The 25,044-nt window shown below is 71.4% G+C and carries 24 protein-coding genes; 9 read left to right on the forward strand and 15 right to left on the reverse strand.

Translation table 11 applies throughout. The annotated features are described in order from the left end of the window. Window positions 1-246 precede the first annotated feature (246 nt). From gatC to gatB, 5 genes are all read left to right on the forward strand, one after another. Window positions 247-546 carry an Asp-tRNA(Asn)/Glu-tRNA(Gln) amidotransferase subunit GatC gene (gene gatC / locus ACFFRH_RS31075; RefSeq protein WP_329085297.1) on the forward strand — a complete coding sequence of 100 codons (300 nt, stop codon included), beginning with the start codon at window positions 247-249 and terminating at the stop codon, window positions 544-546. Continuing rightward, window positions 543-2,033, forward strand: coding sequence for an Asp-tRNA(Asn)/Glu-tRNA(Gln) amidotransferase subunit GatA (gene gatA, locus ACFFRH_RS31080; RefSeq protein WP_344743773.1), 1,491 nt, complete (start codon window positions 543-545; stop codon window positions 2,031-2,033). The genes gatC and gatA overlap by 4 nt, the downstream gene beginning before the upstream one ends. A 61-nt stretch (window positions 2,034-2,094) precedes the next feature. Continuing rightward, a complete protein-coding gene (locus tag ACFFRH_RS31085; protein WP_344743774.1) occupies window positions 2,095-3,183 on the forward strand; it encodes an AAA family ATPase in 1,089 nt (362 codons plus the stop codon). Continuing rightward, window positions 3,180-3,749 carry a hypothetical protein gene (locus tag ACFFRH_RS31090; RefSeq protein ID WP_344743775.1) on the forward strand — a complete coding sequence of 190 codons (570 nt, stop codon included), beginning with the start codon at window positions 3,180-3,182 and terminating at the stop codon, window positions 3,747-3,749. Before ACFFRH_RS31085 ends, ACFFRH_RS31090 begins: the two co-directional genes overlap by 4 nt. A 33-nt stretch (window positions 3,750-3,782) precedes the next feature. Then, entirely contained in the window at window positions 3,783-5,288 is a 1,506-nt protein-coding gene (gene gatB / locus ACFFRH_RS31095) for an Asp-tRNA(Asn)/Glu-tRNA(Gln) amidotransferase subunit GatB (protein WP_344743776.1), read from the forward strand. 351 nt (window positions 5,289-5,639) lie between these two features. On the opposite strand, the gene ACFFRH_RS31100 is transcribed toward gatB, so the two are convergent. The 10 genes from ACFFRH_RS31100 to ACFFRH_RS31145 form a co-directional block, all read right to left on the reverse strand. After that, on the reverse strand, window positions 5,640-5,945 hold the full coding sequence (locus tag ACFFRH_RS31100; RefSeq protein ID WP_344743777.1) for a hypothetical protein: 306 nt from the start codon (window positions 5,943-5,945) through the stop codon (window positions 5,640-5,642). 331 nt (window positions 5,946-6,276) lie between these two features. Further along, window positions 6,277-7,494 (reverse strand): helix-turn-helix domain-containing protein, encoded by a 1,218-nt coding sequence (locus ACFFRH_RS31105; protein ID WP_344743778.1) that lies wholly within the window; start codon window positions 7,492-7,494, stop codon window positions 6,277-6,279. An 82-nt stretch (window positions 7,495-7,576) separates the two neighbouring features. Then, entirely contained in the window at window positions 7,577-9,157 is a 1,581-nt protein-coding gene (locus ACFFRH_RS31110; RefSeq protein ID WP_386161143.1) for a hypothetical protein, read from the reverse strand. Between the two features lie 202 nt (window positions 9,158-9,359). Then, window positions 9,360-10,193, reverse strand: coding sequence for a DUF4352 domain-containing protein (locus ACFFRH_RS31115; RefSeq protein WP_386161144.1), 834 nt, complete (start codon window positions 10,191-10,193; stop codon window positions 9,360-9,362). Between the two features lie 200 nt (window positions 10,194-10,393). Then, window positions 10,394-12,532 (reverse strand): peptidase domain-containing ABC transporter, encoded by a 2,139-nt coding sequence (locus tag ACFFRH_RS31120; protein ID WP_386161145.1) that lies wholly within the window; start codon window positions 12,530-12,532, stop codon window positions 10,394-10,396. Beyond that, entirely contained in the window at window positions 12,529-13,023 is a 495-nt protein-coding gene (locus ACFFRH_RS31125; RefSeq protein WP_386161146.1) for a hypothetical protein, read from the reverse strand. The genes ACFFRH_RS31120 and ACFFRH_RS31125 overlap by 4 nt, the downstream gene beginning before the upstream one ends. After that, complete coding sequence (locus ACFFRH_RS31130; protein WP_386161147.1) at window positions 13,020-14,114, reverse strand: TIGR04500 family putative peptide maturation system protein; 1,095 nt, start codon at window positions 14,112-14,114, stop codon at window positions 13,020-13,022. The genes ACFFRH_RS31125 and ACFFRH_RS31130 overlap by 4 nt, the downstream gene beginning before the upstream one ends. After that, the gene (locus tag ACFFRH_RS31135) at window positions 14,111-15,163 is read right to left on the reverse strand and encodes an MvdC/MvdD family ATP grasp protein (protein ID WP_386161148.1); all 1,053 of its coding nucleotides are present in this window, start codon (window positions 15,161-15,163) and stop codon (window positions 14,111-14,113) included. The genes ACFFRH_RS31130 and ACFFRH_RS31135 overlap by 4 nt, the downstream gene beginning before the upstream one ends. Window positions 15,164-15,509: 346 nt before the next feature. Next, window positions 15,510-15,647, reverse strand: a complete 138-nt coding sequence (locus ACFFRH_RS31140) for a putative ATP-grasp target RiPP (RefSeq protein ID WP_386161149.1) — start codon at window positions 15,645-15,647, stop codon at window positions 15,510-15,512. Between the two features lie 109 nt (window positions 15,648-15,756). Further along, window positions 15,757-16,347, reverse strand: coding sequence for a hypothetical protein (locus ACFFRH_RS31145; protein WP_386161150.1), 591 nt, complete (start codon window positions 16,345-16,347; stop codon window positions 15,757-15,759). A 235-nt stretch (window positions 16,348-16,582) separates the two neighbouring features. Here ACFFRH_RS31145 and ACFFRH_RS31150 point away from each other — a divergent pair, with 235 nt between their 5' ends. Continuing rightward, the gene (locus ACFFRH_RS31150; protein WP_386161151.1) at window positions 16,583-16,933 is read left to right on the forward strand and encodes an SH3 domain-containing protein; all 351 of its coding nucleotides are present in this window, start codon (window positions 16,583-16,585) and stop codon (window positions 16,931-16,933) included. Window positions 16,934-17,223: 290 nt separating this feature from the next. Here ACFFRH_RS31150 and ACFFRH_RS31155 read toward each other — a convergent pair whose 3' ends face one another. Both ACFFRH_RS31155 and ACFFRH_RS31160 read right to left on the reverse strand, forming a co-directional pair. Beyond that, on the reverse strand, window positions 17,224-17,541 hold the full coding sequence (locus ACFFRH_RS31155; protein ID WP_386161152.1) for a DMT family transporter: 318 nt from the start codon (window positions 17,539-17,541) through the stop codon (window positions 17,224-17,226). A 5-nt stretch (window positions 17,542-17,546) separates the two neighbouring features. Further along, the gene (locus ACFFRH_RS31160) at window positions 17,547-18,278 is read right to left on the reverse strand and encodes an SDR family NAD(P)-dependent oxidoreductase (protein ID WP_386161153.1); all 732 of its coding nucleotides are present in this window, start codon (window positions 18,276-18,278) and stop codon (window positions 17,547-17,549) included. Window positions 18,279-18,361: 83 nt separating this feature from the next. On the opposite strand from ACFFRH_RS31160, the gene ACFFRH_RS31165 reads away from it, so the two are divergent. Beyond that, window positions 18,362-18,943, forward strand: coding sequence for a TetR/AcrR family transcriptional regulator (locus ACFFRH_RS31165; RefSeq protein ID WP_386161154.1), 582 nt, complete (start codon window positions 18,362-18,364; stop codon window positions 18,941-18,943). A 155-nt stretch (window positions 18,944-19,098) separates the two neighbouring features. Here the strand turns inward: ACFFRH_RS31165 and ACFFRH_RS31170 are convergent, their stop codons facing one another. The 3 genes from ACFFRH_RS31170 to ACFFRH_RS31180 are packed head-to-tail and all read right to left on the reverse strand — an operon-like array spanning window position 19,099 to window position 22,424. Next, a complete protein-coding gene (locus ACFFRH_RS31170; RefSeq protein ID WP_344749292.1) occupies window positions 19,099-20,592 on the reverse strand; it encodes a tripartite tricarboxylate transporter permease in 1,494 nt (497 codons plus the stop codon). Then, window positions 20,593-21,459, reverse strand: a complete 867-nt coding sequence (locus ACFFRH_RS31175) for a tripartite tricarboxylate transporter TctB family protein (RefSeq protein ID WP_344749293.1) — start codon at window positions 21,457-21,459, stop codon at window positions 20,593-20,595. Beyond that, the gene (locus ACFFRH_RS31180) at window positions 21,459-22,424 is read right to left on the reverse strand and encodes a tripartite tricarboxylate transporter substrate binding protein (RefSeq protein ID WP_344749294.1); all 966 of its coding nucleotides are present in this window, start codon (window positions 22,422-22,424) and stop codon (window positions 21,459-21,461) included. Before ACFFRH_RS31180 ends, ACFFRH_RS31175 begins: the two co-directional genes overlap by 1 nt. A 173-nt stretch (window positions 22,425-22,597) precedes the next feature. On the opposite strand from ACFFRH_RS31180, the gene ACFFRH_RS31185 reads away from it, so the two are divergent. Together ACFFRH_RS31185 and ACFFRH_RS31190 are read left to right on the forward strand one after the other, a co-directional pair. After that, window positions 22,598-24,328 (forward strand): ATP-binding protein, encoded by a 1,731-nt coding sequence (locus ACFFRH_RS31185; RefSeq protein ID WP_386161155.1) that lies wholly within the window; start codon window positions 22,598-22,600, stop codon window positions 24,326-24,328. After that, window positions 24,325-25,020, forward strand: coding sequence for a response regulator (locus ACFFRH_RS31190; RefSeq protein ID WP_344749296.1), 696 nt, complete (start codon window positions 24,325-24,327; stop codon window positions 25,018-25,020). The genes ACFFRH_RS31185 and ACFFRH_RS31190 overlap by 4 nt, the downstream gene beginning before the upstream one ends. Window positions 25,021-25,044 lie beyond the last annotated feature (24 nt).

A 25,044-nucleotide genomic window follows, 5' to 3' on the forward strand; every position in this document is an offset into this window, starting at 1 on the left:
TCATGGCCGGGTGCCCATCGGGAGCGTGATCACGGCCCCGTCCGGGCCCGCGCCGATGGCTCCGGGGCCGCTTCCTGCGGGGTCGGCGGGCCGGGGGTGGGGCGGGAGCGGGCCGGGGGCGGTCTGCTCGCGGGGGCAAGAGATCTTCGCTTGGTTGCGGCAGTGTTAATGAGTCGGGACCCTCAGGTCGCGAGCCATAGGATGACAGTGTCCAATTGCCATTCCACGAAACGGGTTCAACGACTCATGTCCGCCATAACCCGCGACGAGGTCGCTCACCTCGCCCGGCTGTCCCGGCTGGCGCTGGCCGACGAGGAGCTCGACCACTTCGCCGCCCAGCTCGATGTGATCATCGGTGCGGTCGCCCGCGTCGCCGAGGTGGCGGCCGACGACATCCCGCCGTCCTCGCACGCGCTCCCGCTCACCAACGTCTACCGCCCCGACGAGGTACGCCCCAGCCTCACCCCGGAAGAGGCGCTGTCCGGCGCCCCGGCGGTCGAGGACGGCCGCTTCCGCGTCCCGCGCATCCTCGGGGAGGAAGCATGAGCCTCATCCACAAGTCCGCCGCGGACCTGGGCGCGCTGATCGCGAGCGGCGAGGTCTCCGCCGTCGAGGTCGCCCAGGCCCACCTCGACCGGATGGCCGCCGTCGAGCCCAAGGTCAACGCCTTCCTGCACATCGACGCCGAGACGACCCTGGAGCAGGCGCGCGCCGTCGACGCCCGCAGGGCCGCCGGCGAGGAGCTCGGCCCGCTGGCCGGGGTGCCGATCGCGCACAAGGACGTCTTCACCACCAGGGACATGCCGACCACGGCCGGATCGAAGATCCTCGAAGGCTGGAAGCCGCCGTACGACGCGACCGTGACCCGCCGCCTGCGCGAGGCCGGGCTGGTGATCCTCGGCAAGACCAACCTCGACGAGTTCGCGATGGGCTCCTCCACCGAGAACTCGGCGTACGGCGTCACCCACAACCCGTGGGACCTGTCGCGCATCCCCGGCGGCTCCTCCGGCGGCTCCTCCGCCGCAGTCGCCGCGTACGAGGCCCCGCTGTCCACCGGCACCGACACCGGCGGCTCGATCCGCCAGCCCGCCGCCGTCACCGGCATCGTGGGCATGAAGCCGACCTACGGCGGCTCGTCCCGCTACGGCCTGATCGCCTTCGCCAGCTCGCTCGACACCCCCGGCCCCTTCGCCCGCAACGTGCTCGACGCGGCGCTGCTGCACGAGGCGTTCTCCGGGCACGACGTCATGGACTCCACCTCCGTCGACGCCCCGGTGCCCTCGGTCGTCGAGGCGGCCCGCAACGGCGACGTGGCGGGGCTGCGCATCGGCGTGGTCAAGGAGTTCGGCGGCGACGGCTACCAGGCGGGCGTGCTCGCGCGCTTCCACGAGTCCGTGGAGCTGCTGGAGTCGCTGGGCGCGAAGGTCTTCGAGGTCTCCTGCCCGTCGTTCACCACCGCCCTCCCGGCGTACTACCTCATCGCCCCCTCGGAGTGCTCCTCCAACCTGGCCCGCTTCGACGCCATGCGCTACGGCCTGCGCGTCGGCGACGACGGCACGCGCAGCGCCGAGGAGGTCATGGCCCTCACCCGGGCGCAGGGCTTCGGCCCCGAGGTCAAGCGCCGCATCATCCTAGGCACGTACGCGCTGTCCAGCGGTTACTACGACGCCTACTACGGTCAGGCGCAGAAGGTCCGCACGCTCATCGCGCGCGACTTCGAGGCCGCCTTCCAGCAGGTGGACGTGCTCATCTCGCCGACGACGCCCACCACGGCGTTCCCGATCGGAGAGCGCGCCGACGACCCCATGGCGATGTATCTCGCCGACCTGTGCACCATCCCGACCAACCTGGCGGGCAACGCGGCCATCTCCGTGCCGTGCGGCCTGGCGGACGAGGACGGCCTGCCGGTCGGTCTGCAGATCATGGCCCCGGTGCTCGGCGACGACCGCTGCTACCGGGTCGGCGCCGCGGTCGAGAGGGCCCTGCGGAGCCGGTGGGGCGGCGACCTGCTGTCCAGAGCCCCGGAGCTGTAGGGCTTTTCCGGGGTTTCGGGGCGAGGACGAGGGGGCGACAGGTGACAGGGAGAACGGCGGCATGATCACTCGGATCGAGATCGACGGGTTCAAGTCCTTCTTGAGCTTCGATCTCGATGTGCCGCCCTTCCTCGCGCTGGTCGGCCCCAACGCGAGCGGCAAGTCGAACCTCTTCGACGCCGTGGGGTTCGTGGCGGCCGAGATCGAGGGCTCCGGCGGGCTGCTCGGGGCGACCCGCGGGCTGCCGGGCGAGCAGTTCCACCGGGTGGCCCACGGCTCGGCGGTGCCGGGGTTCGTCGTCTCGGTGGAGGCGCTGGTCACCCCGGAGCCCGGCTCCGTGGTGCCGATCAGGTTCGACGTGGGCGCGGAGATGGTGCTGAAGATCCCCCGGTCCAGCGGTGCCGTCGTGAGCCACGTCGTCCAGCGGATCCCCGACGAGCTGCTGGAGCTCATGGTCGAGGACCCCGACCCCGAGGGCACGCCTCGCCGTACGGTCCAGTCGTGGCGCCGCTACTCGCCGTCGCCCGCGGCGATGCGCCGACGCTCTCCCTCGGCGAACCGGGGGCCGCTCGCGGCCGACGGCTCGAACCTGGCCGCCGTCCTCGGGCGGATGGCCGGTACGGAGGCGCTGGCCGACCTCGCGGCCGACCTCGCGGGAGTGGTCCCCGACGTCGTCGGGCTGGTGCCGCGCGTCGAGCGCGGCGAGTGCTCCTTCGACCTGCTCGTCGACGGCCAGGGGGTGGTTCCGGCGGCGCTGCTGTCCGACGGCACCCTGCGGATCCTCGGCCTGCTCGCCGCCCTGCACGATCCCGACCATCCGGGCACGCTGCTGGTTGAGGAGATCGAGAACGGCGTCCATCCGGCCCGTCTCGGCGAGCTGCTCCGGCGGGTGCGCCGCCGGATCACCGTGCCGGGGGGGCCCGAGCCGCTGCGGCAGCTCATCCTCACCAGCCAGTCCCCGATCGTCGTCGCGGAGGTCTACCGGACCGAGCCGGACGCGCTGACGTTCCTCGACACGGCGGTCCGCGTCGACCCCGACAACGACCGGGTGTCGCGGGTGACCGTGGCCAAGCCGATCCAGCCGGACGGCGAGCCGGGCACGTTCGTCTCGCCCCGGCAGGTCCGCAAATACCTGGGCGCGGCCGCATGAGCAGCCGCCCGCTGGTTCCGGGGCTCATCGCTGAGGGGGAGGCCGACGAGGGCTTCCTCGGCATCGTGATCTCCAGGCAGCTGCGCGAACTCACCTGGATGTCGCCGTACGCCGTCGACGTCGAGGCGACGGAGGTCGTCTCCTGCGACCGGGAGCACCTGGTCACCGCGCTGGAGGAGCTCGCGGCCGACTGCCACCTGCTCTTCACGCACGACGACGAGCGGGAGCGCCGCCGCAGAGACGGCGTCCGCTACCACTCGCACTACCTGGTGCCGGTGATCGGGCTGGGAGAGACGGAGGGCTGGCTGCTCGCCGACCCCGGCGCGTGGGCGAAACTGGAGGGCAGCGACCTCAGCAGGCTGCCGGCGCGGCCCCGCGACGTCGAGAGGATCTCCGACCCCGCCGGGGTGCTGGCCACGACCGTCCCCCGGCGCGGCAAGCCGGCCCGCGACTACTTCGAGTACATAGGACGCAACATCGACCTCGCCGTTCTGGCCCAGGTGCCCGCCTACGCGAACTGGGTGGCCGAGACGAGGAACGCGTTGAAGGGACTTGGTTATCTATGACGTTTTCTATGGAGCAGGAAGTGGTGAACGACAGTGAGCGCTGAGACGTTGATGCCGTACGACGAGGCGCTGGAGCGCTTCGAGCCGGTGCTGGGCCTGGAGACGCACGTCGAGCTGGGCACGGCGTCGAAGATGTTCTGCGGCTGCCCGACCACGTTCGGCGCCCCGCCGAACACGCACGTCTGCCCGGTGTGCCTGGCGCTGCCCGGCTCGCTGCCGACGGCGAACGCCGCCGCGATCGAGGCGACCATCCGCATCGGCCTGGCGCTCAACTGCTCCATCGCCGAGTGGTGCCGCTTCGCCCGGAAGAACTACTTCTATCCGGACATGCCGAAGAACTACCAGATCAGCCAGTACGACGAGCCGCTCTGCTTCGACGGCTACCTCGACGTCGAGGTCGACGGCAAGACCGTCAGGATCGAGATCGAGCGCGTCCACCTGGAGGAGGACACCGGCAAGTCCACCCACGTGGGCGGCGCGACCGGCCGCATCCACGGCGCCGACTACTCGATCGTCGACTACAACCGGGCGGGCATCCCGCTGGTGGAGATCGTCACCAAGCCGATCCCGGGGACCGACAGGCTCGCCCCCGAGGTCGCCCGCGCGTACGGCATCGAGCTGCGCGAGCTGGTGCGCGGCCTCGGCGTCTCGGACGTCCGCATGGAGGAGGGCTCCATGCGCTTCGACGTGAACGTCTCCCTCATGCCGCGCGGCTCCTCGGAGTGGGGCACCCGCACCGAGACCAAGAACGTCAACTCGCTGCGCAGCGTCGAGCGTTCGGTGCGCGGGGAGATCGAGCGCCAGGCCGCGATCCTGGCCGACGGCGGCCGGATCATCCAGGAGACCCGACACTTCCACGAGAACACCGGCACCACCACCTCGGGACGGTCCAAGGAGGAGGCGCAGGACTACCGCTACTTCCCCGAGCCCGACCTGGTGCCGATCGCCCCCGACCCGGCGTGGGTCGCCGAGCTCAAGGCCGCCCTGCCCGAGCTGCCGGGCGCGCGGCGCAAGCGGCTCCAGCAGGAGTGGGGCGTGTCCGACCTGGACATGGCGGCGATGCACAACGCCGACGCCATCTCCCTGGTCGAGGCGACGGTCGCCGCGGGCGCCCCGCCCGCGGACGCCCGCAAGTGGTGGATGGGCGAGCTGGCCCGCCGCGCCAACGAGGCCGGGCTCCCGCTGAGCGCGCTGAGCATCACCCCCGACCAGATCGCCAGGGTGTGCGCGATGGTCGCCGGGGGAGCGCTGAACGACAAGCTGGCCCGCCAGGTGCTGGAGGGCGTGCTGAACGGCGAGGGCTCTCCCGACGAGGTGGTGGCCGCCCGCGGCCTGCAGATCGTGAACGACGAGGGCGAGCTGATGGAGATCATCGACCAGGTCCTGACGAGCAACGCCGACGCGGCCGAAAAGGTCCGCAACGGCAAGGTCGCCGCGGTCGGCGCCCTGGTCGGCGGCGTCATGAAGGCCAGCAGGGGCAAGGCCGACGCGGGCCGCGCCCGCGAGCTCATCCTGGAGCGCCTCGGCGTCTCGGAGTAAGCCTCGGCGTCTCCGGACAGTCCACGCGAAGGGCTTGTGGGTGGCCCGAGTGTGAGGTTTCCGGGAAACTCACGCCGAAGGTTTCACGTGTGGCTCGCGCGGACCCCGCCGCCCCGGTGGGGTCCGCGCTCGCGTTCGGGTCTCCCGGGAAACGGACATGCCCGGCTGGGTGATGTGAACGGTGCCCCGCCCCTCCTGACCGGGGCACCGCCGCGACCGGTGCACGACGGCGCCAGGCCCGGAGCGCCGTCCGGTCGCGTGTGACCCGCGAGCGGCCCCTGGTCGTCCGCACCACCGCTCGTGGGAGTTCGGTACGACGACGCACGGAGAGGTCCGTGCCGTCGCGGCTGTTCAGGGGGCGGTGAAGGTGTGCCGGGCCCGCGCGCTGTGCGGCCTCTCGACCTGGACGGACAGTTCCGAGGCGAGATCCTCGGGGGAGAAGCGCATGAACGTCTCCCGGACCCCGGCCTGTCTCTGCCGCTGGGTGACGGTGGCCCGCAGGGTGGCGTACCAGATGGGGACGCCGAGGTCGGTCACGCAGACGATGTCCCAGCCGGGGTAGGCCTGCCGGAGCGCGGCGAGCCGACGCTCGGCCAGTTCCGCCGCCTCCTCGGAGAACTGTGATCCTCGGAGGGCTGGATTCTCCCGGCTCGTCATCGCGAAACCTCCCGCCGGGTCCGGACTCGCCGTTCGTGCTCGTCGAGTTGGTGGCACAGGCCGCTCGGGGCGGGCGTGCAGGGTACGGGTGCACACACAACCCGGCACCGGGCACGGGCCGGTGGCGTACCAGATGCCGCCTGCCCGCCAGATTCTCCAGGGCGGGAACGCGTGGCCGATGCTTGTGGCGAGCGCGTCGGCTTGGTCCTCGCTCAGCAGGGGCGGATCCTCGACACTCGGCGCGTGTGGTGATTCCGTGTTCCGATGCATGTACAAAGCGTCACGGCCGCGAGGGGCGGTGAAGTATCACGGGTTGTGAAACCCGCCCTTGCTACGGCAGGCCGAGCCAGCTCACGAAGCCGCTGAGGCTCCGGGAGCGCCGCCGTTCCAGGTCGACCAGCATCCGGACGGTTTCACGGACCATCGGATGGTTGCGCGTCTGCTGGGGTGCGACACGGCGGGCGGCCAGCAGCGTCTCCAGGGACTTCTGACGATCGCCGTGGTAGAGCCAGCCGCGAGCCAGATCGATGTAGTGGTGGCCGAGACGGACCGGCGCGACCGTCGAAGGGAGCGTGGCGAGCCGGGCGCGGCGAATCGCCTCGCCGCCGTCGTACATCTCAACGGCGACCGCGACCTCATGCATGATCACGTTGGAGGGCCCGAATTCGAGACCGTAGTGGTTCGCGTCCCCGCCCAGCACGCGGGCGGCCTCGCGCGCGTGCTCGATGTGGTCGAACGCGGTCTGCCGGTCCGCCGCGCGGGCGGCGAAGATCGCGGACCGGAGGTGAGTGGCGCCGTACACGCTCAGCTCGGCGGGAGCCAGGCGGCCGAGGTCCTCACCGATGTTTCGCCGAACCCGCTTAAGAAGCATCAGGCCCTTGTCATAGGTGGCCGTCGCCAGGAACAGGGTCGAACGCTGCCACTGCGTGCGGGCGACGCGCAGCGGGTCCTGAGACGCCCGGGCCGCCCACGCCACCCGATCCATGGCGGAGCTTCGCAGGTCGAAGTAGCCCAGCGTGTAGGCGATCGCCGTCACCCCGGTGTACGCCTCGGACAGCAGCCCGAAGAGCTCGTCGCGCCGCGCGCCCTCGCTGACGTGCGCGGCTCGCGTCAACTCCTCCAGGAGACCCGGAAGCATCTCTCCAAGCTGGGTGTACCGGGCCTGCCTGCCCAGCGCGGACGCGCGACGAACGTCCGCCCGAAGCCGCTCCATCGACGGCGGCGAGATGTCCTCGTCGGGCAGATCCCACGCGAGGAGCGCGCGCCGCATCTCGGGAACGCACTGGTGAGCCTGGTTCTCGCGCGCCTCGGGATCGAGGTACGGCTGGCCTGTCAGCTCGCCGAGCCCGATCCGCAGAGTTCGGGCCACGGCGGTGACGAGAGCCTGCGTGGCCGGTTTGTGCCCTCGTTCGACCTGGGCGATCAGGCTCTTGGAGCAGGGCACGCGATCGGCGAGCTGCTGCTGCGTCAGGCCGCGTAGCTTGCGGGCCTGGGCGATCCGCCGCCCGATTCGCTCTTCGGCGGGGGTGTTCGCACCGTCATCACGCATGAGCAGGCCCCGCACGTTTCCGTAATGGTCTCGACGACCTCAGGCTACGTCCGGGGCCTTCGCATGTCATGGGAACAGCTGGTCAGGGGTGACGTCGGAGGAAATCGATCATCTCGGTCCTGGTCTCCTCGTGCGGTTCCACCGATGCCGCCCGCCTCACCAGGTTTCTCGCCTCGTCCGGTACGGCTGAGGCCGGCCAGGTGGTCAGCGCGGTCAGGGCCGCGCGCCGGATCCTGGTGACCCGGTTGCGCAGTGCCACCTCGATCAGTGCCAGCCCGATGCCGGGGAAGGACTCCAGCCCGCTCACGACGGACTCCAGCGCTCGATCCGGCCTGTACTCCTCGCCGAGGCCGAGGTGATCCCCCGGCCCATCGGCAATGTCAGCCAGATCGGTCAGGGGAAGGAGTCGTCCGGCCAGGTGGACGAGCTGTCCGGCCTCCTCGGCGGTGGCGAGCCCGATGGCGTGCCGCCAGGCGAACTCGTCCAACGGGTCGATCTTCAGGCGGGCGATGATCTGCGGGACCACCGGCAGGTTGAGTTTGTCGGCGGCCCACATCGCGTGGCTGAAATCGGCATGGTGCGGATCGGCCAGGCACTCCAGGACGAGGTCGTTCCACCGAGGTTGAGCGACGAGTTCCTCGTAGCGGTGGCGGAGTCGCGCGATCATGTCCGAGGGCCAGGGCGAATCGTCGCCGGGCTCGCGCAGGAAGGCCAGGATTCTCAGTGCGGCGTCCAGCCTGCCGAGCGTGGCCCGCCCGCCGACGAGAAGGTCGGCGAGGCGATGCATGGCCGGTACGGCGTCGGCGTAGTCGCCCATGTCCTCGGCCGGGCCGCCCAGCGCCAGGGCGGCCAGGATGTCCGCAGCGCCGTCGAGCAGGGCGTCGTCGACGTCCGGTTCCAGCAGGGCCGAGTACAGGTCGCCGGTCGTGGCCGCGAGGTGGGCCAGGTACTCGTTCATGATCCCGTTGCGGAAACCCTCGCGGAGCAGCCAGTCCTTGATCTGCGGATCGTCGCACCCCTTGAGTCGTTCCACCGCGTGGACGCGCCCCCAGTCCCGCACCCGGCGGGCCAGTTCGTAGGTGGCACGCCGGCGGTCGGGCTGGGTGCGCTGCAGGGCGACCACCGCGTACAGGGTGAGCTCTTCCAGCGTGCCGAGCAGGAGCAGCAGCTCCCGGTCCCGCTCGTCCCCGCAGGCGCCGAGCAGCACAAGGCCGATCTTGACGGCGTCACGGCGGGTGCCGTACTCGGCCAGATGCCGTCCGACCGCGCCGATCCGGTCCCTGGGGAGCCGTCGTCGCCGTATCTGGTCGACGAGACCGTCGGCGATACCGAGCGCTGACACGGTGCCGAGCCGATCGTGCAGCCGCAGGAGGTCGTCGTGGGCGGGATCGTCGGTGACGAGCCTGCCGAGCAGGTCGGCGATCTCGATGACGGCGTCGTCGTCCGGCTTGACGCCGAAGTGATGGCTCTGGATGCCGTCCATGACGACGCTGGTGATGAACGGCTCGTCGCCGGTGGGGCGAGGCTGGTCATCGGGGAGCCGGTAAGCGTCCTCGGGCCACGGGCCGGGGCCGTACCGCAGGGACATCGCGAGTGCGTGAGCGAGGAAGGTGGGGTGATCGCCGAGGGGATCGTCGCCCAGCTTCCAGGTGCCGGGGTTCACCGGCTGGGGCGGTGGCCGCCCTTCCTGTAGGTCATGCCCGCCATGATGACCTATCGGGAGTCCGGACCGCAATCACGGGCCCCCTCCGGGCCGATGGCGAGAACCGCGGACAAACCGTTCCCCCTGCCGACAGCGCCTCGGTGAACGCGCCGATCCTGTCGGGCGGAGCTTTCCGCAGGATCGGCGCCTCGCTGACATGCTTTTATTTGGTCAGCCACTCGCCCGTGTGATCGGCAAATCCGCTGTTCAACGCGAACTGAAGCTTTTCGATTTTCGTGGTCTTGGGGACCTCGAAGACGATGACCCCCTTGCGGCTGTCGCCGCTGCTCATCGTGACGGACCCGGCGAACGAGACGCCCTCCTGTACGTCGCCGAACGTCGATCGGTATTGCTGGCCCTCGGTGTCGATCAACATGGCGCCGTTGGACGGGCTGTCGCTGTAAGCCTGCTGCCCGGTGTTTTTGAGGGTCAGTTGAACCGCGAAGAAGCGACTGCCGTCTTTCGGCTTGAAGAAGTCGACTTTCGGTGTCGCGTTCTCGACGACCTTTTCGAGGGTTACGGCGACCTGGAGATCGGATTCGATGCCTCTCAGTGTGATCGTGCCACCTACGGTCGCCGTCGAAGGTTTGGATTCTGGCTCCTGGGTCGGCGCCTTCTCGGTTTCCGCTTCGGTTTCCGCGACAGGAGCCGACTGGGCGGCGGTCGGCCGGTCTTTTCGCGTCGTCACCGTGGTGTCGTCGCCGGCGCTGACGACGGCCGCGACGCATCCGAACAGCAGCAGGATGGGCGCGCAGGCGACGAGCAGCCAGAACGCGGCCCCCTTGCCAGGCTTGCGCGGTGGCTCGCCGTATCCGTATCCGTATCCCTGGCCGGGCGGCGGATAAGGCTGGCCGTAGGGCTGCTCGTATCCGTGACCGGGTGGCGGGTAGGGCTGGCCGTAGGGCTGCTGATACTGCTGGGAGTAACCGTTCTGCGGGGGTGGTGGCTGCCCGTACGGTCGCTGGTGCGGATCCTGTGGGCCGTACTGATTCGCCATTGGTACTCCTGGGACAGAGGGTGCATAGGGGACGCCCTGGATGTCCGCTCGGATGACGCGATCCGCGATTCTTCTGGCCTTTTCGTGAATGCCGGGTGGTTGGGCACTTAACCACAGGTTGGTAAGCACGGACCATTAGGCTGCGTTACCTCAAAAATTGGGGTAATTTGTGGTGATTTCGCGCCTTATGGGAAACGGGGTCAGGCGGGGGTGGCCTGGGCGGCGACGAGTTCGGCGTACTTGCCGCCGACGGCCATCAGCTCGTCGTGGGTGCCGCGTTCGACGACGCGGCCGGAGTCGACCACCAGGATCAGGTCGGCGTCCCGGATCGTGCTCAGCCGGTGGGCGATCACGATCCGGGTCTGGGTGAGCCAGAACAGGTTGGACTCGATGGTCGCCTCGGTGGCGCTGTCCAGGTTGCTGGTGGCCTCGTCGAGCAGCAGGATCTTCGGCCGCGGCAGGAGGGCGCGGGCCAGGGAGAGCCGCTGGCGCTGGCCGCCGGAGAGACCGCCGCCGTCGGTCAGCATCGTCTCGTACCCCATCGGCATGGCCATGATCTCCTCGTGCAGCGCCGCCACCTGGGCCGCGGCGGCCACCCGCTCCAGGGGCGCGTCGGGGGAGTTCAGGGCGATGTTCTCCCGGATCGAGCCGCTGAACAGGGTGGACTCCTGGCCGACCACGCCGAACTGGCGGCGCAGGGTGCGCAGGTTGAGCTCGGAGGCCGGAACGCCGTCGTAGCGGATCTCGCCCTCCACCGGGGTGTGCAGGGTGAGCAGCAGCCTGGCCAGCGTGCTCTTGCCCGACCCCGAGGCACCCACCAGGGCGACCTTCTGCCCCGGACGGATGGAGACCGAGACGTCCCGCACCACCCACGGGCCACGGGGGTCGTGCCGGAAGCTCACACCGCGCAGCTCCACCGCGCCGCGCAGGCGCAGCACCTCGATGCCGTCGCTGGGCTCGGGTTCCGAGGCGAGGATGTCGGAGAGGCGGTCGAAGTGCGCGCCCGCCTGCTGCAGGCTCTGCAGGCCGGTCATCAGCGAGCCCAGCGGGATCAGCGCGCCGAGCGCGATGGCGTTGAGCGCGATGAGCGCGCCCACGGTCAGCTCCCCGTCGAGGACCCGCCAGGTGCCGAGCCACAGCAGGCCGAGCGGGGCGACCACCCGGATCGCGGACAGCGCGGCCTCCACCAGGCCCTGGGTGAGGCCGCTGCGCACATCGGCGTTGAGCTGCTGGGTGAAGTGGGCCGACCACTGCTCCACCGCCCGGTTCTCGGAGCCGGACGCCTTCAGCGTCTCGATGCCGGTGATCGCCTGGATGAGGCTGCTCTGCGACGCGGAGAAGGCGGTGAGTTCCTGCTGGGTGAGGAGGTTGATCCGGCGGGTGGTGGCCAGGACCAGGAGCCCCTGGGCCACGACCACCCCGGTCAGCGCCACCCCGAAGACGGGGTCCCAGACGTACACGAGCACGAGGTAGCCGACGGCCAGCGGGCCGTCGAGGAGTGCCGCCACGATCTGGCCGGTGAGGATGTCGCGCAGCGTGGAGACGCTGGCGGCCCGGGTGAGCAGGTCCCCCTTGCCGCGTTGCGCGAAGTACCGGTACGGCAGCGTCACCAGGTGGCCGATCACCCCCTCGGTGAGCTCCTGGTCGGCCCGGGCCCGTACGGCCACCAGCAGCGCCGCCCGCAGGTAGCCGATCACGAACTGGGCCACCCCGGCCAGCAGCACGGCCCCGCCCAGCAGGGGCAGCAGGTCCGCTCCCCGCGACGGGATGACCCTGTCGATCAGCAGCTGGGAGAGGAGGGGCAGGGCCAGCCCCAGCAGTTGCAGCAGCAGCGAGGCCGCGATGACCTGCGCGAGCAGGCCGCGGCGGCGCCGGAACAGGGTACGGACGAACTCGCGGCGCCAGGCGCTCGCCATCGAGGACGTGCCGCGGTGGAACCCCTCGCCGGGTTCGAAGACCAGCAGCACGCCGGTGAACCCGGCGCCGAACTCCTCCGGTGTCAGGCGGCGGCGGCCCCGGCCGGGGTCGACGACGTCCACCCGGTCGGGTGACCAGCGCTCGACCACCACGAAGTGGTTGAACTCCCAGTGCGCGACCGCGGGGAGCGGCACGCGCGCCAGGTCCTCGGGCGCGAGGGAGAAGGCGCGTGCCTTCAGGCCGTGCTCGCGGGCGCCCTCCACGATGGCCTTGGCGCTCAGCCCGTCCCTGCCGACCTGGAGCCGTTCGGACACCTGGTGCAGCGTGGTGCGGTGGCCGTGGTGGCAGAGCACCATGGCCAGGCACGCCGCGCCGCACTCGGTGGAGGTGTTCTGCATCAGGACCGGTACGCGACGCCTCATCCGCCCGCTCCCAGCGCGAGGACGACGAGCGCGGCACCGGCCGTCAGGACGACGGCCACCGCGATCCACAGCAGCAGGAACGACGGGCCGCTGATCACCAGCGGCATCCGGGTGGCGGCGCGGGCCTCGACGTGCCGGCGCATCGCCTCCTCCCGGTAGACGAGCCGTCCCCGGCCGCTCTCGGCGGGAGAACCGGACGGCGCGGGCCGCGGACGGGCACCGGAAGCAGGCGGTGCGGGTTGCGGACGGGCACCGGGAGCGGATGGTGCGGGTTGCGGACGGGCATCGGAGGCGGCCGCCGGGGGCTGTGGGTGGGGATGGGAACCGGCCGTCGGAGGTGGCGGGCAGGGGGCGGGAGTGGCCGCCGTGGGCTGGGCGGCGGCGGGAGGCGCGTAGGGGGGCCGGGTGCGGTACCCCTCGGCGTCCTCCCAGTGCCTGACCCTGTGCCGTCCGGACGCGGGGACGGCCTGGGTGCTGTCCGGATCGATCATGACCAGTGCCACTCGACCGTGGCCGCGGCGCGGCGCTCCGCGAGCCAGCCGGTGAACGCGGCGCGTCCGGCGGCGGCCAGTGTCTCGGCGTCGCCGGCGGCCGGGCTCCTGGACAGGACGGCACCGGTCAGGAAGCCGCCGTCGGGCAGCTCCACCGGGCCGACGACCCGGCCGGGCTCGGCGCCGCGCAGTGCCTCCGGCAGCTCCGCCTCCCAGCGGGTCGCGAAGGTCACGGCTGTCTCCCTGAGCGAGGTGACCGCCGTCTCCCTGAGCGAGGTCACCATCGCCTCCCCGTACGAGGTCACCGCCGTCTCCCCAGGCGAGGTCACCGTCTCCCCGAGCGAGGCGAGGGTGGCGAGCAGATCGGTCGGGGTGGCGGCGGTCACCTTCTCGTCGCCGGTGGCCCACACGGCCCTGACCCGGGCGAAGTCGCCGGGGTTCGCGGCGAGGTGGCCCGGGGCGAGTTCCGTCTCCTTGTCCCGGCGGAACCGGCGGCGGCGGGCGATCTCGGTGATGTACGCCTCGAACCGCTCGCCCGACATGCCGGCCTCGGTCATCCAGGCCAGGGTCGACGCGCGGTCGTGCAGCCCGCGGCCCCTGCGGAACTCGTCGGCCGTGGCCTGGAGGTCGGCGGCGGTGAGCGGCGCGGTCCCGGCCGCGTCCCCGTCCCCGGCGTCCCCGGCGGCCTCGACGAGCAGGCACTGGTCGACGATCTCCTGGTACGGCGAAGCGTCCCGCCGGGAGAGCGAGCGCAGCATGGTCAGCGCCTGGGGGATCGTCACGTCGACCTCGTTGACGCTGACCAGGTGTCCGGCCGCCCAGTGCGTCGAGTGGTCGATCAGCCAGGGCACCCCGTCCTCGGGAGGGGCGGTCAGCGCGACCGTGCCGCCGTCGGGGTGGTCGAGGAGCAGGTCGTAGTCGACCACGGGGGTTCCGGGACGCCGGTCGACGACGAGCTGTGCCCGGACCTCCGGATACCGTGCCGCCCACTCGCCGACCGCGCGATGGGCGTCGGCCACACCCGAGTTCCGGCGGGGCAGCGTACGGAGCAGGGAGGCTCCCGACTGCAGGGCCTTCGCGAAATCGGTCACGCTGTTCCTCCGTCCATGAGCCAGCCCGCGATCGCGTCGCTGACGGGCAACCCGGTCCACAGTTCGACGAACCCCCACGCGCCGTTGGAGTTCAGCTCCAGGAAGACGTACTCGCCGCCGGGGGTGACGATGAAGTCCAGTGCCGCGTAGGTCAGGCCGACGTCGGCGACCAGCCGGGCACAGCGCGACGCCACCTCGGCGGGCAGCTCGTGCACGCCGTACCTGACGCGGTCGTTGTCGTAGTGCCGCCAGTCGTCCCTGGCCGCCCGGGAGGCCGACGCGTCGATCTCCGCGGCGAACACCCGCTCTCCCACGACGATCACCCGCAGCTCGACCGCCTTGGGGACGTAGGGCTGCAGGATCACCGGCTCGTGCTGCACCCGGTGCCGGGAGGTCAGGTGGCGGCGGGTGACGACGGTCGTGAACGCGCGGTGCTCGGCACCGTCGACCTGGAACGGTTCGGCGGTGATCTGCTTGGCGACCAGCCGCCCCGCCGACTCGTACGCGCCCGCCAGCTCCGCGGGGTCGTTGGTGTACACCGTGTCGGGCACGGAGAAGCCCAGCTCGATCGCCCGTGCCATATGGAAGATCTTGTTGTGCGCGCGGAGCTCGTCCGCCCGGCGTCCGGGCAGCCAGCGCGCGGGCAGGAGGCTCCACACCCCGTCCAGCATGAACTCCGCCTGCCGGCCGACGTGCGCGCGGTGACTCGGCTCTGTCACGGTGCCGGCCGCGGAGGGCGCGCTCGGCCGGCTGCGCCAGACCGCGGTGACGCGGGACAGGTCGATCGTCCCCGTGCCGGTGTCGAGCAGCAGCCGTCGCTTCCCGCCGGAGAACGAGGCGGTGATCCGGCTGCGGCCGGGGAAGTCGCCGGTGTCCCACCACAGCACCGGCGTTCCGGCGCCGTCCGCGGCGGTGGTGGATGTGGTGGCCGTGGTGGCCGTGGTACCCGGGTCGCCGTCCGGTCCCACCAGGCGAGCGCCGCGCCGCCGGAGCGCGGTCATGACCCTCTCGACCGCCCCGTCCCCTCGCCTGCTGATGATCAGAATCACTGCCCGGTCCCGTCTCGAAGGCACGGCGGAACGGGTCTCCCGTTCCGCCGTGCCGTGTTCAACCGATGTGCCGTCCGCCGAAGGCCCGGCCCGTTTCACCGCCGGGCTCCCGGTGCCGGTGGGTCCGTCTGTTCAGGCGGACCCGCGCACAGTTCCGGGGCCGCTGGTCGGCATCCACCCGTGCGTGCCGCCGGGCACCTGGGCCGGTTCGGCCCCCGTCGGCTCGGCGCCCTGGAAGGGCAGGTCGTCAGCCGCGTACGGCGGCGCGAGGCCGTGGGAGCCCGCCGTTCGTACGAGGTGGAGTGGTCGTGCGCACGGACCAGTGGGCCGGCGGACCAGTGGTGGACTAGTACTGCCACCACTCGCACGGCAGGTCCTTCTTCCAGGCGCTGACCGACCACCTGCCGCCGGACACCTGGCCCAGCTCGGCCTCGGCCAGTTCGGCGCCCTCGAAGGGCAGGTCGTCGATCGTGATCTTCGACATGATCACTCCTCTCGGCCGCGTCGCCGCGACCCCCGTTGGTCTTCCGGCCTCGGTGTCGAGAGCCGGTCACCGGGTCCCCGTCTTCAGGCCCCCGGTCATGGAGAGGAATCTAGGAATGATCACTTGTGGGCCACTTGTGCCCCGCTTGCGACGCGTGGGATCGGGCGCCATGGCGCTGTCCGGGTGCCCCGGGTACCCGGGTGTCCAGGCGTACGGCGGCTTTTCCGGACGGGAGCGGGAAGTGCCCTTCCGGCGCCCGGAGCTCGTCCGCCCCGGCATCCGGGTCGGAAGGCGTCGAGCCTGATTCCTGTTCGTCGCCGAGCGTTTTGTGAACGGCCTCGTCGAACTCCTCGGATCGGCGGTGTAGAAATCCCGTACGGTCGGGTCGTAGGAGGACAGTTCTCTCAGCGCGGACAGTATCGCGAAATTCTACGGGTGAATCGCGATAACCTCGGCAGCTGTTCGGCGTCGTGCGCCGGCCGGTCCGTGTCACCACCTCGAAGTCGGCGCGCACGGTCTGCGGAGCCGGACGGGAAATCGCTTCGCCGGTCTCCGGATTCGTCGCGTCGCCGTCATGGAAGGCGGCGGGCGGGTTGAGGTCGGGATTCTCCGCGGGCCACAGGCCGGTCAGGGATTCCGGCACGGGGACTTTGTGTGTCGGGAACATGCCTTCCCCGACGTCCGGCATGTAGGCGGCCACGTGGACGATGTGCGCGACGTTGGCCGCCCCGGCGACGGCCTTGTTTCGGTCGGATGGATTCCGGTGATTGGAATGGCCTTTTTCATGTGGTAATCCATATTTCTAAATTTAATAGGTATTGACGGGATTCTTGGCGGCTTGCACAGTAATCACTGCAGTCACACCTTTCACTCCGACATGACCTGACCTCACGATCGGAAGAGCGTTCATGAAAAGGCTTCTCACATTCGCCGCCGTGACATTGACGGCCGTCGCGGGAATGGCCTTCGCCGCCGTTCCCGCTCAGGCGACTCCGGTGAGCGGCGCCGCCGCCCTGTCGGCGGCCCCCGGTGTGGACGCGGTCGTCGTCGCCGACGGGGTGCGCCTGCGGTCGAGTGCCGGAGGATCGACGGTCATCGGCTACCTCTACTACGGCGATTACGGGCAGATCCTCAGCTCGACGGATGGCTGGTGCAGGTTCCGGCTGGGCGCCAGGTCGGCCTCGGGGCTGCCCTCCGGCACCACGGGATGGGTTTCGTGCACCTACCTGGCCAGGGAGGACGGCCAGAGGTTCGACGGCCCGGCCGTCGACACCCTGCGGGAGTGACCCCCGTCCCGGGATGAGCCCGGCCGCCCGGCTCCCCACGGCCGGGCGGCCGTCCCCCGTCGCGGGACCTTGGTCCCCGTCGCGAGACCTCGGTGTCGCGTTTCCCGTCACGAAGCCCCGGCGTCGCGTCCCCTGTCGCGCGGCTCCGGAGTCGCGCCCCCGCGATGAGGCCCCGGTGCCGCGTTTCCCGGTTTCCCGGTTTCCCGGTTTCCCGGTTCCTCGGTTCCCTGTCATGGGGTCCCGGTGTCGTACCACCCGTCGTGAAGCCCGGCCGAAGGCCCGGAGTCGCGTCACCCGTCCAGGAGCTTGAGGCCGACGACGCCGGCCAGGATGAGCGCCAGGCAGGCGAGCCGGGCGGGGGACGCGCTCTCACCCAGGGCGGCGATGCCCACGGCGGCGACCCCGAGCGTGCCGAGCCCGACCCAGACCGCGTACGCGGTGCCCATGCTCAGCGTCCTGAGCGCGAAGGTGAGCATGACGAAGCTCACGACCGCCGCCGTCACCCCGACGAACGCGGGCCAGAACCGGGTGAACCCATCCGAACGTTCGAGCGCGGTGGCCCAGACGATCTCCAGGGCGGCCGCCGCGACAAGCAGAACCCAGGCCATGGCGATCAGGCCGTGGTTCCCGCGTCGACGGTGACGGTGGTGCCGGTGATGTTCCGGCCACCCTCTCCCGCCAGGTGCGCGACGGTGGCGGCGATGTCGGCGGGATCGCCGTAGCGGCCCAGGGCGGTGAAGCGCCGCTCCTCCTCCGCCCCGGGGCCGTCCGCCGGGTTCATCTCGGTGTCGGTCGAGCCGGGCTGGACGAGGTTGGCCGTGATGCCCCGCGGCCCCAGATCCCTGGCGAGCCCCTTGGTCAGGCCGACGAGCGCGGACTTGCTCATCGCGTAGAGCGTCCATCCCGGGTACGGCACGCGCTCGGCGAGACTGCTGCCTACGCAGATGATCCGGCCGCCTTCGCCCATGTGCCGGGCGGCCGCCTGGGCCAGCACGAACGAGGCGCGGGAGTGGATCGCGAGGACCCTGTCGACCTCGGCGAGCGTCACCTCCTCCAGCGGGCCGAACGAGGCGATGCCCGCGTTGCCGACCACGATGTCGATCCGCCCGAACTCGGCGACCGTCCGCTCGACCGCCGCGACCAGCATGCCGGCGTCGGCGGCCTCCGCCGCCACGGCCAGCCCGCGGGCGCCGGCGGCCTCGATCTCCTTGACGACCGCCGCCGCCCGCTCCGCCGAGCGCGCGTACGTGATCACCACGTCGGCTCCCTCGGCGGCCAGGCGTACGGCGATGGCGGCGCCGATCCCACGGCTTCCCCCGGTGACGAGCGCGACCTTGCGTGTCATGGTGTGCTCCTTAAGCGGAATCAATTCCGCTTAACCATAAAGCGGAACTGGTTCCGGTTACAAGCCTCCAGTAACCTGTGATCGTGGACGTCGTCGTGAACCCGCGCCGCGAGCGGGTCGACGCTGCGCGCAACCGCCTGAAGATCCTCGCCGCCGCCGCCGACATCGTCGCCGCTCACGGCGTCGAGGGGCTGTCGATGGCGGAGGTGGCCGCCGCCGCGGGGGTCGGCGTCGGCACGCTGTACCGCCGGTTCGGCGATCGCTCGGGGCTGGCGTACGCGCTCATCGACGAGCGGGAACGCGAGTTCCAGGAGGCCTTCATCGAGGGGCCGCCGCCCCTGGGACCCGGCGCCGACGCGCCCGCCCGCATCCGCGGCTTCCTGCACGCCCTCGCCGACAGGACCGTGGAACAGCTGGACCTGCTGGTGATGGCCGAGACGGCGGCACCGTTCGCCCGCTTCGGCGGCGCCTACGAGGCCTATCACGCGCACCTGTCGATGCTCGTCACCCAGGCCAGGCCAGGCGCCGACGCCTACGTCCTCGCCGACGCCCTTCTCGCCCCGCTGGCCGCGCCACTGCTCGCCCACCGCCTGCGCGATCGCGGGGTGACGGTCGAGCGCGTCAAGGCGGGGCTGGACGACCTGCTGGCCGCGTTCACCCCGTGAGACGTACGCCCGCGCGAGGACCCGTGAGGAAACGGAAACGGGCACGGACCTCGGTCCGTGCCCGCGAGTTCCGCACCCGGATGTACCCGGCCGCACCCGGATGCACCTGGTCGCGGTCGGATGCACCGGCCGCATCCGGGTGCGGCCGGTCCCGGTCAGGCGCCGCGGCGGGCGGCCACCTTCCTGATGAGGGGCGTGCACAGCGCCAGGAGCGAGACGACCAGCAGTGTCGCCGCGATCGGGCTCTTGACCAGCACCGTCACGTCGCCCGCGCCGATGGCCAGGGCCCGGCGGAGCTGGATCTCGGCCATCGGGCCCAGGATCAGGCCGATCACCGCCGGGGCCACCGGCAGGCCGAAGCGCCGCATCGCGAAACCGAGCAGGCCCAGGATGTAGAGGATGACCAGCTCCACCCAGGAGGAGTTCAGCGCGTAGACGCCGAGCGCCGCGAACAGCACGATCCCCGAGTAGAGGTAGGGCCGGGGGATCCGCAGCACCCGGGCCCACAGCGGGGCCAGCGGCAGGTTGAGCACCAGCAGCATGGTGTTGCCCACGAACAGCGAGGCGATCATGCCCCAGACCAGCGCCGGGTTGTGGTCGAACAGCTGCGGGCCCGGCTGCAGCCCGTACTGCTGGAAGGCCGCCAGCAGGATCGCGGCCGTCGCCGAGGTGGGCAGGCCCAGCGTGAGCAGCGGGACGAGCGTGCCCGCCGCCGAGGCGTTGTTGGCGGCCTCGGGACCGGCGACCCCCTCGATGGCGCCCTTGCCGTACTCCTCGCGGGCGATCCCGCGCGCCAGGCGCTTCTCGATCGAGTACGACAGGAACGTGGGGATCTCCGCGCCGCCGCCGGGCAGCGCGCCGAACGGGAAACCGAGCGCGGTGCCGCGCAGCCACGGCCGCCAGGAACGCGACCAGTCGGAGCGGCCGAGGAACGCCCGGCCGACCGGGACCACCTCGGGCCGGCCGTGCCGCAGCCGCGAGGCGACGTAGAGCACCTCGCCCAGGGCGAACAGCCCGACCGCGACGATCACCACGTCGATGCCGTCGAGCAGCTGCGGGATGCCCAGGGTGAGCCTGGCCTGCCCGGTCTGCTGGTCGATGCCGACGAGCCCGATGACCAGGCCGAGGCCGAGCGAGGCGAGCCCTCGTACGACGGAGCGGGACAGCACCGACGACACCGCGGTGAAGGCCAGGACGGCCAGCGCGAAGTAGTCCTCGGGGCCGAAGGAGATCGCGAAGTCCACCACCAGGGGCGCCGCGACGACCAGCAGCCCGGTGGCGATGGTGCCCGCGACGAACGAGCCGATCGCCGCCGTCGCCAGCGCCTGGGCCGCCCGGCCGCGTTTGGCCATCTTGTTGCCCTCGAGGGCGGTGATCATCGAGGAGCTCTCGCCGGGCGTGTTGAGCAGGATCGAGGTGGTCGACCCGCCGTACATGCCGCCGTAGTAGATGCCCGCGAACATGATGAACGCGCTCGCCGGGGGGACGGTGAACGTGATCGGCAGCAGCAGCGCCACGGTCATGGCCGGGCCGATGCCGGGCAGCACGCCCACCAGCGTGCCCAGCGTGACCCCCACCAGCGCGTAGAGCAGGTTGACCGGGGTGAGGGCGGTCGCGAAGCCGTCCATCAACAGCTGGAAGGACTCCACTCAGATCACCCCGGACAGCAGCCCGGCCGGCAGCGTCACGCCGAGGCCCCTGACGAACACCAGGTAGGTGAGGGTGGACAGCAGGATCGCGATGACGCCCGCGCGCAGCCGGTGGGCCGCCCCGAGCGTCACGGACAGGCCGAAGAAGAGCAGCGCGCCCGCGATGACCCAGCCGAGCAGGTCGAGCAGCCCGGCGAAGGCGAGGAAGATCACGCTGACCAGCGCGACCGTCCGCCAGTCGGCCCGCGCGCCGGAGTCGATGTCCTCGGCGTCCTCGGGGTCGCCGTGGCCTCCCCTGAGCACGTCGATCACGTAGAACAGCCCGACCAGCAGCATCGCCCCCCCGACCAGGGCCGGGAAGAACCGGGGCCCGAGACCCAGGGCGGAGCCCGCGGCGGTCACGTCGGCGGTGCCGACGATCACGAAGGCGCCCAGCGCGAGGACCAGCACCGCGAGCCCCAGCTCCGGCCGCCGCCACGACCACCCGGTCTCGCCCTCGGGCGCCGTGCCGGGGCGCGTGTCCGTGCCGTTCCCGGAGTCGTTTCCGGGATCCGCGTCGTTCCCGGAGCCCGGCAGGGGACCGGAGGCCGGGGACGCGGGCGCGTCGGGGTCGCCGGGTGTATCGGGGTCGCCGGGTGTGCCGGGTGTGCCGGGTGTGCCGGGCGCACCGGGAACGTTGGGGGTGCCGGGGGCGCCGGGGGCGCCGGGGGCGCCGGGGGCACGGCCGGTGCCGCCGTCGCCCACGCGGGCGACGGCGGCGGGTTCGGATCCGGTGCCGTGGTCACCGGCGCCACCGGCACCGGCACCGGCATCGGCACCGCTGGCGCCGGTGCCGGTGGGACCGGACAGGTCTTCTGCGGGCGGCATCAGGAGACGAGGCCCATCTCCGCGATGACGGCCTTGACCTTGGTCTGCTCCGTCGCGAGGAAGTCGGCGAACGGCTGCCCGGTCTGGAAGACGTCGGTCCAGCCGTTCTTGATCACCGCGTCCTTCCACGCCGGGGAGTCGTGCATCTTGGTGACCAGGTCGGTGAGCGCCTTCTTCGCCGCGTCGTCGAGCCCGCCGGGCGCGACGAACCCCCGCCAGTTGGCCAGCTCCACGTCCAGGCCCGCCTCCTTGATGGTGGGGGCGTCCACGTTGCCGAGCCGCTCGGGAGAGCTGACGCCGAGGGCGCGCAGCTTTCCGGACTTCACGTGCTCGGCGAACTCGCCGATGCCGGAGATCCCCATCGCGACCTTCTCGCCGAGCAGCGCGTTGAGCGCCTCGCCGCCGCCGGAGTGGGCGATGTAGTTGACCTGCTTGGGGTCGATGCCCGCGGCCTTGGCCATCAGGCCCGCCACGATGTGGTCGGTGCCCCCGGCGGAGCCGCCCGCGATGGCGATCTTCGTCGGGTCCGCCTTCCACGCCGTCACCAGGTCGCCCAGCGTCTGGTACGGCGACCCCGCGGGGACCACGACGATCTCGTACTCCTCGGTGAGCTTCGCGATCGGCGTGGTGTCGGCCAGGGTGACCTTCGACTTGTTCTGCTCGACCGCGCCGACCATGACCAGGCCCATGGTCATCAACAGGTTGCCGTTGCCCTTCTCACCCGCGAGCTGGGCCAGGCCGATGGTGCCGCCCGCGCCGGGCACGTTGTAGACCTCGACCTTGCGGGACGGCTCGGCGGACTTGAGCGCCTCCCCGGCGACGCGGGAGGTCTGGTCCCAGCCGCCTCCCGGCGAGGCCGGCGCCATGATTCTCAGCGCGCTCGTACCTGAGCCGCCGCCGGAACCGCAGGCGGTGAGGGCGGCGAGGGACAGCACCGCGAGGGCGGCCAGTCTCCGAAGACGCATGGTCAGCTCCAAACAAACGAGAAGAAAGCGTGGTGAGGATGGTGACCGCAGGAGGTCCCTCTGTCGATCCTTTGCGTGGTTGCCGTCGTATCGGTCATATTGGTCACACCTCCTCGCGACCTCGCCGTTATCTCGAACTGCTTTCATCGAGGCCCTGACCAGGGAGTTGACTCGTGCGACGCTTACTCAACGCCTCGCTCGGTACCCAGCTTTTCGTGTTGCAGACCGTGATCGTGTTCCTCGCGGTCGGCGGCACGGCGGGCGTCTGGATGGAGCACACCCGCGTCCTGCTCGACCGCCAGTACCAGCAGCGCGCGCTGGCGATCGCCGAGTCGGTGGCGGGGCTTCCCCAGGTGCGCGAGGCGTTCGGCGGTCCCCGGCCCGAGCTGAGCCTGCAGCCGATCGCGCTCGGGGTGCAGGCGGCCACCGGCGCCGACTACGTGGTGATCGCGAATCGCGACCAGATCCGCTACGCCCACCCCAACGCGGCCCTGATCGGCAAGAGGCTGTCCACCGACGGCTCAGAGGTGATGACGAACGGACGGCACTGGACCGGCGTCCAGACGGGCACCCTCGGCCGCTCGGTACGCGGCAAGGCCCCGATCTTCGACGCCTCGGGGCAGGTCATCGGCCTGGCCTCGGTCGGGATCCTGGAGGGGACCGTCGCCGACCAGCTCGGCGAGGCGCTCCCGCCGCTGCTGTGGACGGTCCTCGCGGTCCTCGTCGCCGGGTCGGCCGCCGCCGCGCTGATCGCCCGGCGGGTGCGCCGCCAGACGTTCGGCCTGGAACCCGCCGAGATCGCGGCCCTGCTCGAACAGCGCGAGGGCGTACTGCACGGCGTGAAGGAGGGGGTGCTCGCCCTCGACCTGCAGGGACGGGTGACGCTGGTCAACGACGCGGCACGCGACCTGCTCGGCCTCTCCCAACACGACGTCGGCCGGAGCCTGCGCGAGATGCCCCTGTCCGACCGGATGCGGGACGTGCTGGACGGCGTGGACCCCGGCGACGACCGGGTGGTGCTCCACCGCGACCGGGTGCTGGTGCTCAACCGGACCCCGGTGGCGGTACGGGAGCGGCAGAGCGGCTGGGTGGTCACCCTGCGGGACCGCACCGAGCTGGTACGGCTGGCGCGCGAGCTCGACCAGGCCAGCACGACGACCGGCGCGCTGCGCGCGCAGGCCCACGAGTTCGCCAACCGGATGCACACCGTGGTCGGCCTGCTGGAACTCGGCGAGCACGAGACGGCCGTCAGCTACATCACCCAGACCACCGAGGCCTACAGCAGGCACGCCTCGGGCATCAGGGAGAAGGTCGCCGACCCGACGCTGGCCGCGCTGCTGCTGGCCAAGTCGGCCGAGGCGGCCGAGCGGGGCGCGACCCTGGTGCTGTCCGACGACTCCCGGGTGGAGGCGGGCATGCTCGGCGACCCGCACGACGCGGTCCTGGTCGTCGGCAACCTGGTCGCCAACGCCCTCGACGCGCTGCAGGAGACGGGGGGAACGGTGGAGGTCTCGGTCCGTACCGAGGCGGACGGCCTGCGCGTCCGGGTCGGCGACTCCGGGCCGGGGATCACCCCGGGCCTGGTCCACGAGGTGTTCAGGGAGGGTTTCACCACCAAGGCGGCCCACGCCGGGCCACGCGGCCTGGGCCTGGCCCTCACCCGTCAGGCGTGTGCGCGCCGGGGTGGCTGGGTGCGGGTGCACAACGCGGGCGGAGCCGTCTTCACCGCGCTCCTGCCCACCGGTGAGCCGTCGGTACCGCCCGCCGGGGAGGCCGCGCTCCTCGCCGGCGAGGAGCCCTCCTTCTCTCCCAACGGGCAGCCCCCCTCGTCCCGCACCGGCGGACCCGGTGAACCCGAGCCGCCCCCCGCCCGGGGATCCGCGGAACGGAAGGTGCCGAGGTGACCGGGAACGGGCACGCGGGGGAGATCCGTGTCCTCGTCGTGGACGACGACTTCATGGTGGCGAGGATCCACGGTGGCTACGTCGCCAGGATGCCCGGCTTCACGGTCGCCGACGTCGTCCACACCGGGGGCGCCGCGATCGAGTCGGCCGCGACGCGCAGGCCCGACCTGGTACTGCTCGACATCTACCTGCCGGACATGTCAGGACTCGACGTCCTGGTGAAGCTCAGGGAGGCCGTGCACCCGGTGGACATCCTGGTGATCACCGCCGCGCGGGACGTGGCCACGGTCCGGGCGGCGATGCGCGGCGGCGCGGTCAACTACCTGATCAAGCCCTTCACCGCCCGCGCCCTGGCCGAGCGCCTCGAACAGTACGCCGAGACCCGCAGGCAGCTCGCCACCCTCGGGGACGAGGCCCGGCAGGACGAGATCGACCGGCTCTTCGGCGCGGTCAGGCAGGTTCCCCCGCCGCTGCCCAAGGGGCTGTCCGGGACCACCTGTTCCCTGGTCGCCGCGGCGCTCAGGGAGAGCGGCGGCGACCTGTCGGCGGCCGAGGCGGCGACCATCACCGGTCTCTCCAGGGTCAGCGCCCGCCGGTACCTGGAACACCTGTGCGCCGCGGGTCAGGCGGAGCTCCGCCCGAAGTACGGCACCGCGGGAAGGCCGGAACACCGTTACCGCTGGACAGGCTGATTTGTTATTCCTTTTGGGACGGCG

It is taken from the genome of Streptosporangium vulgare, from assembly GCF_042428775.1.
Lineage (GTDB): Bacteria > Actinomycetota > Actinomycetes > Streptosporangiales > Streptosporangiaceae > Streptosporangium > Streptosporangium vulgare.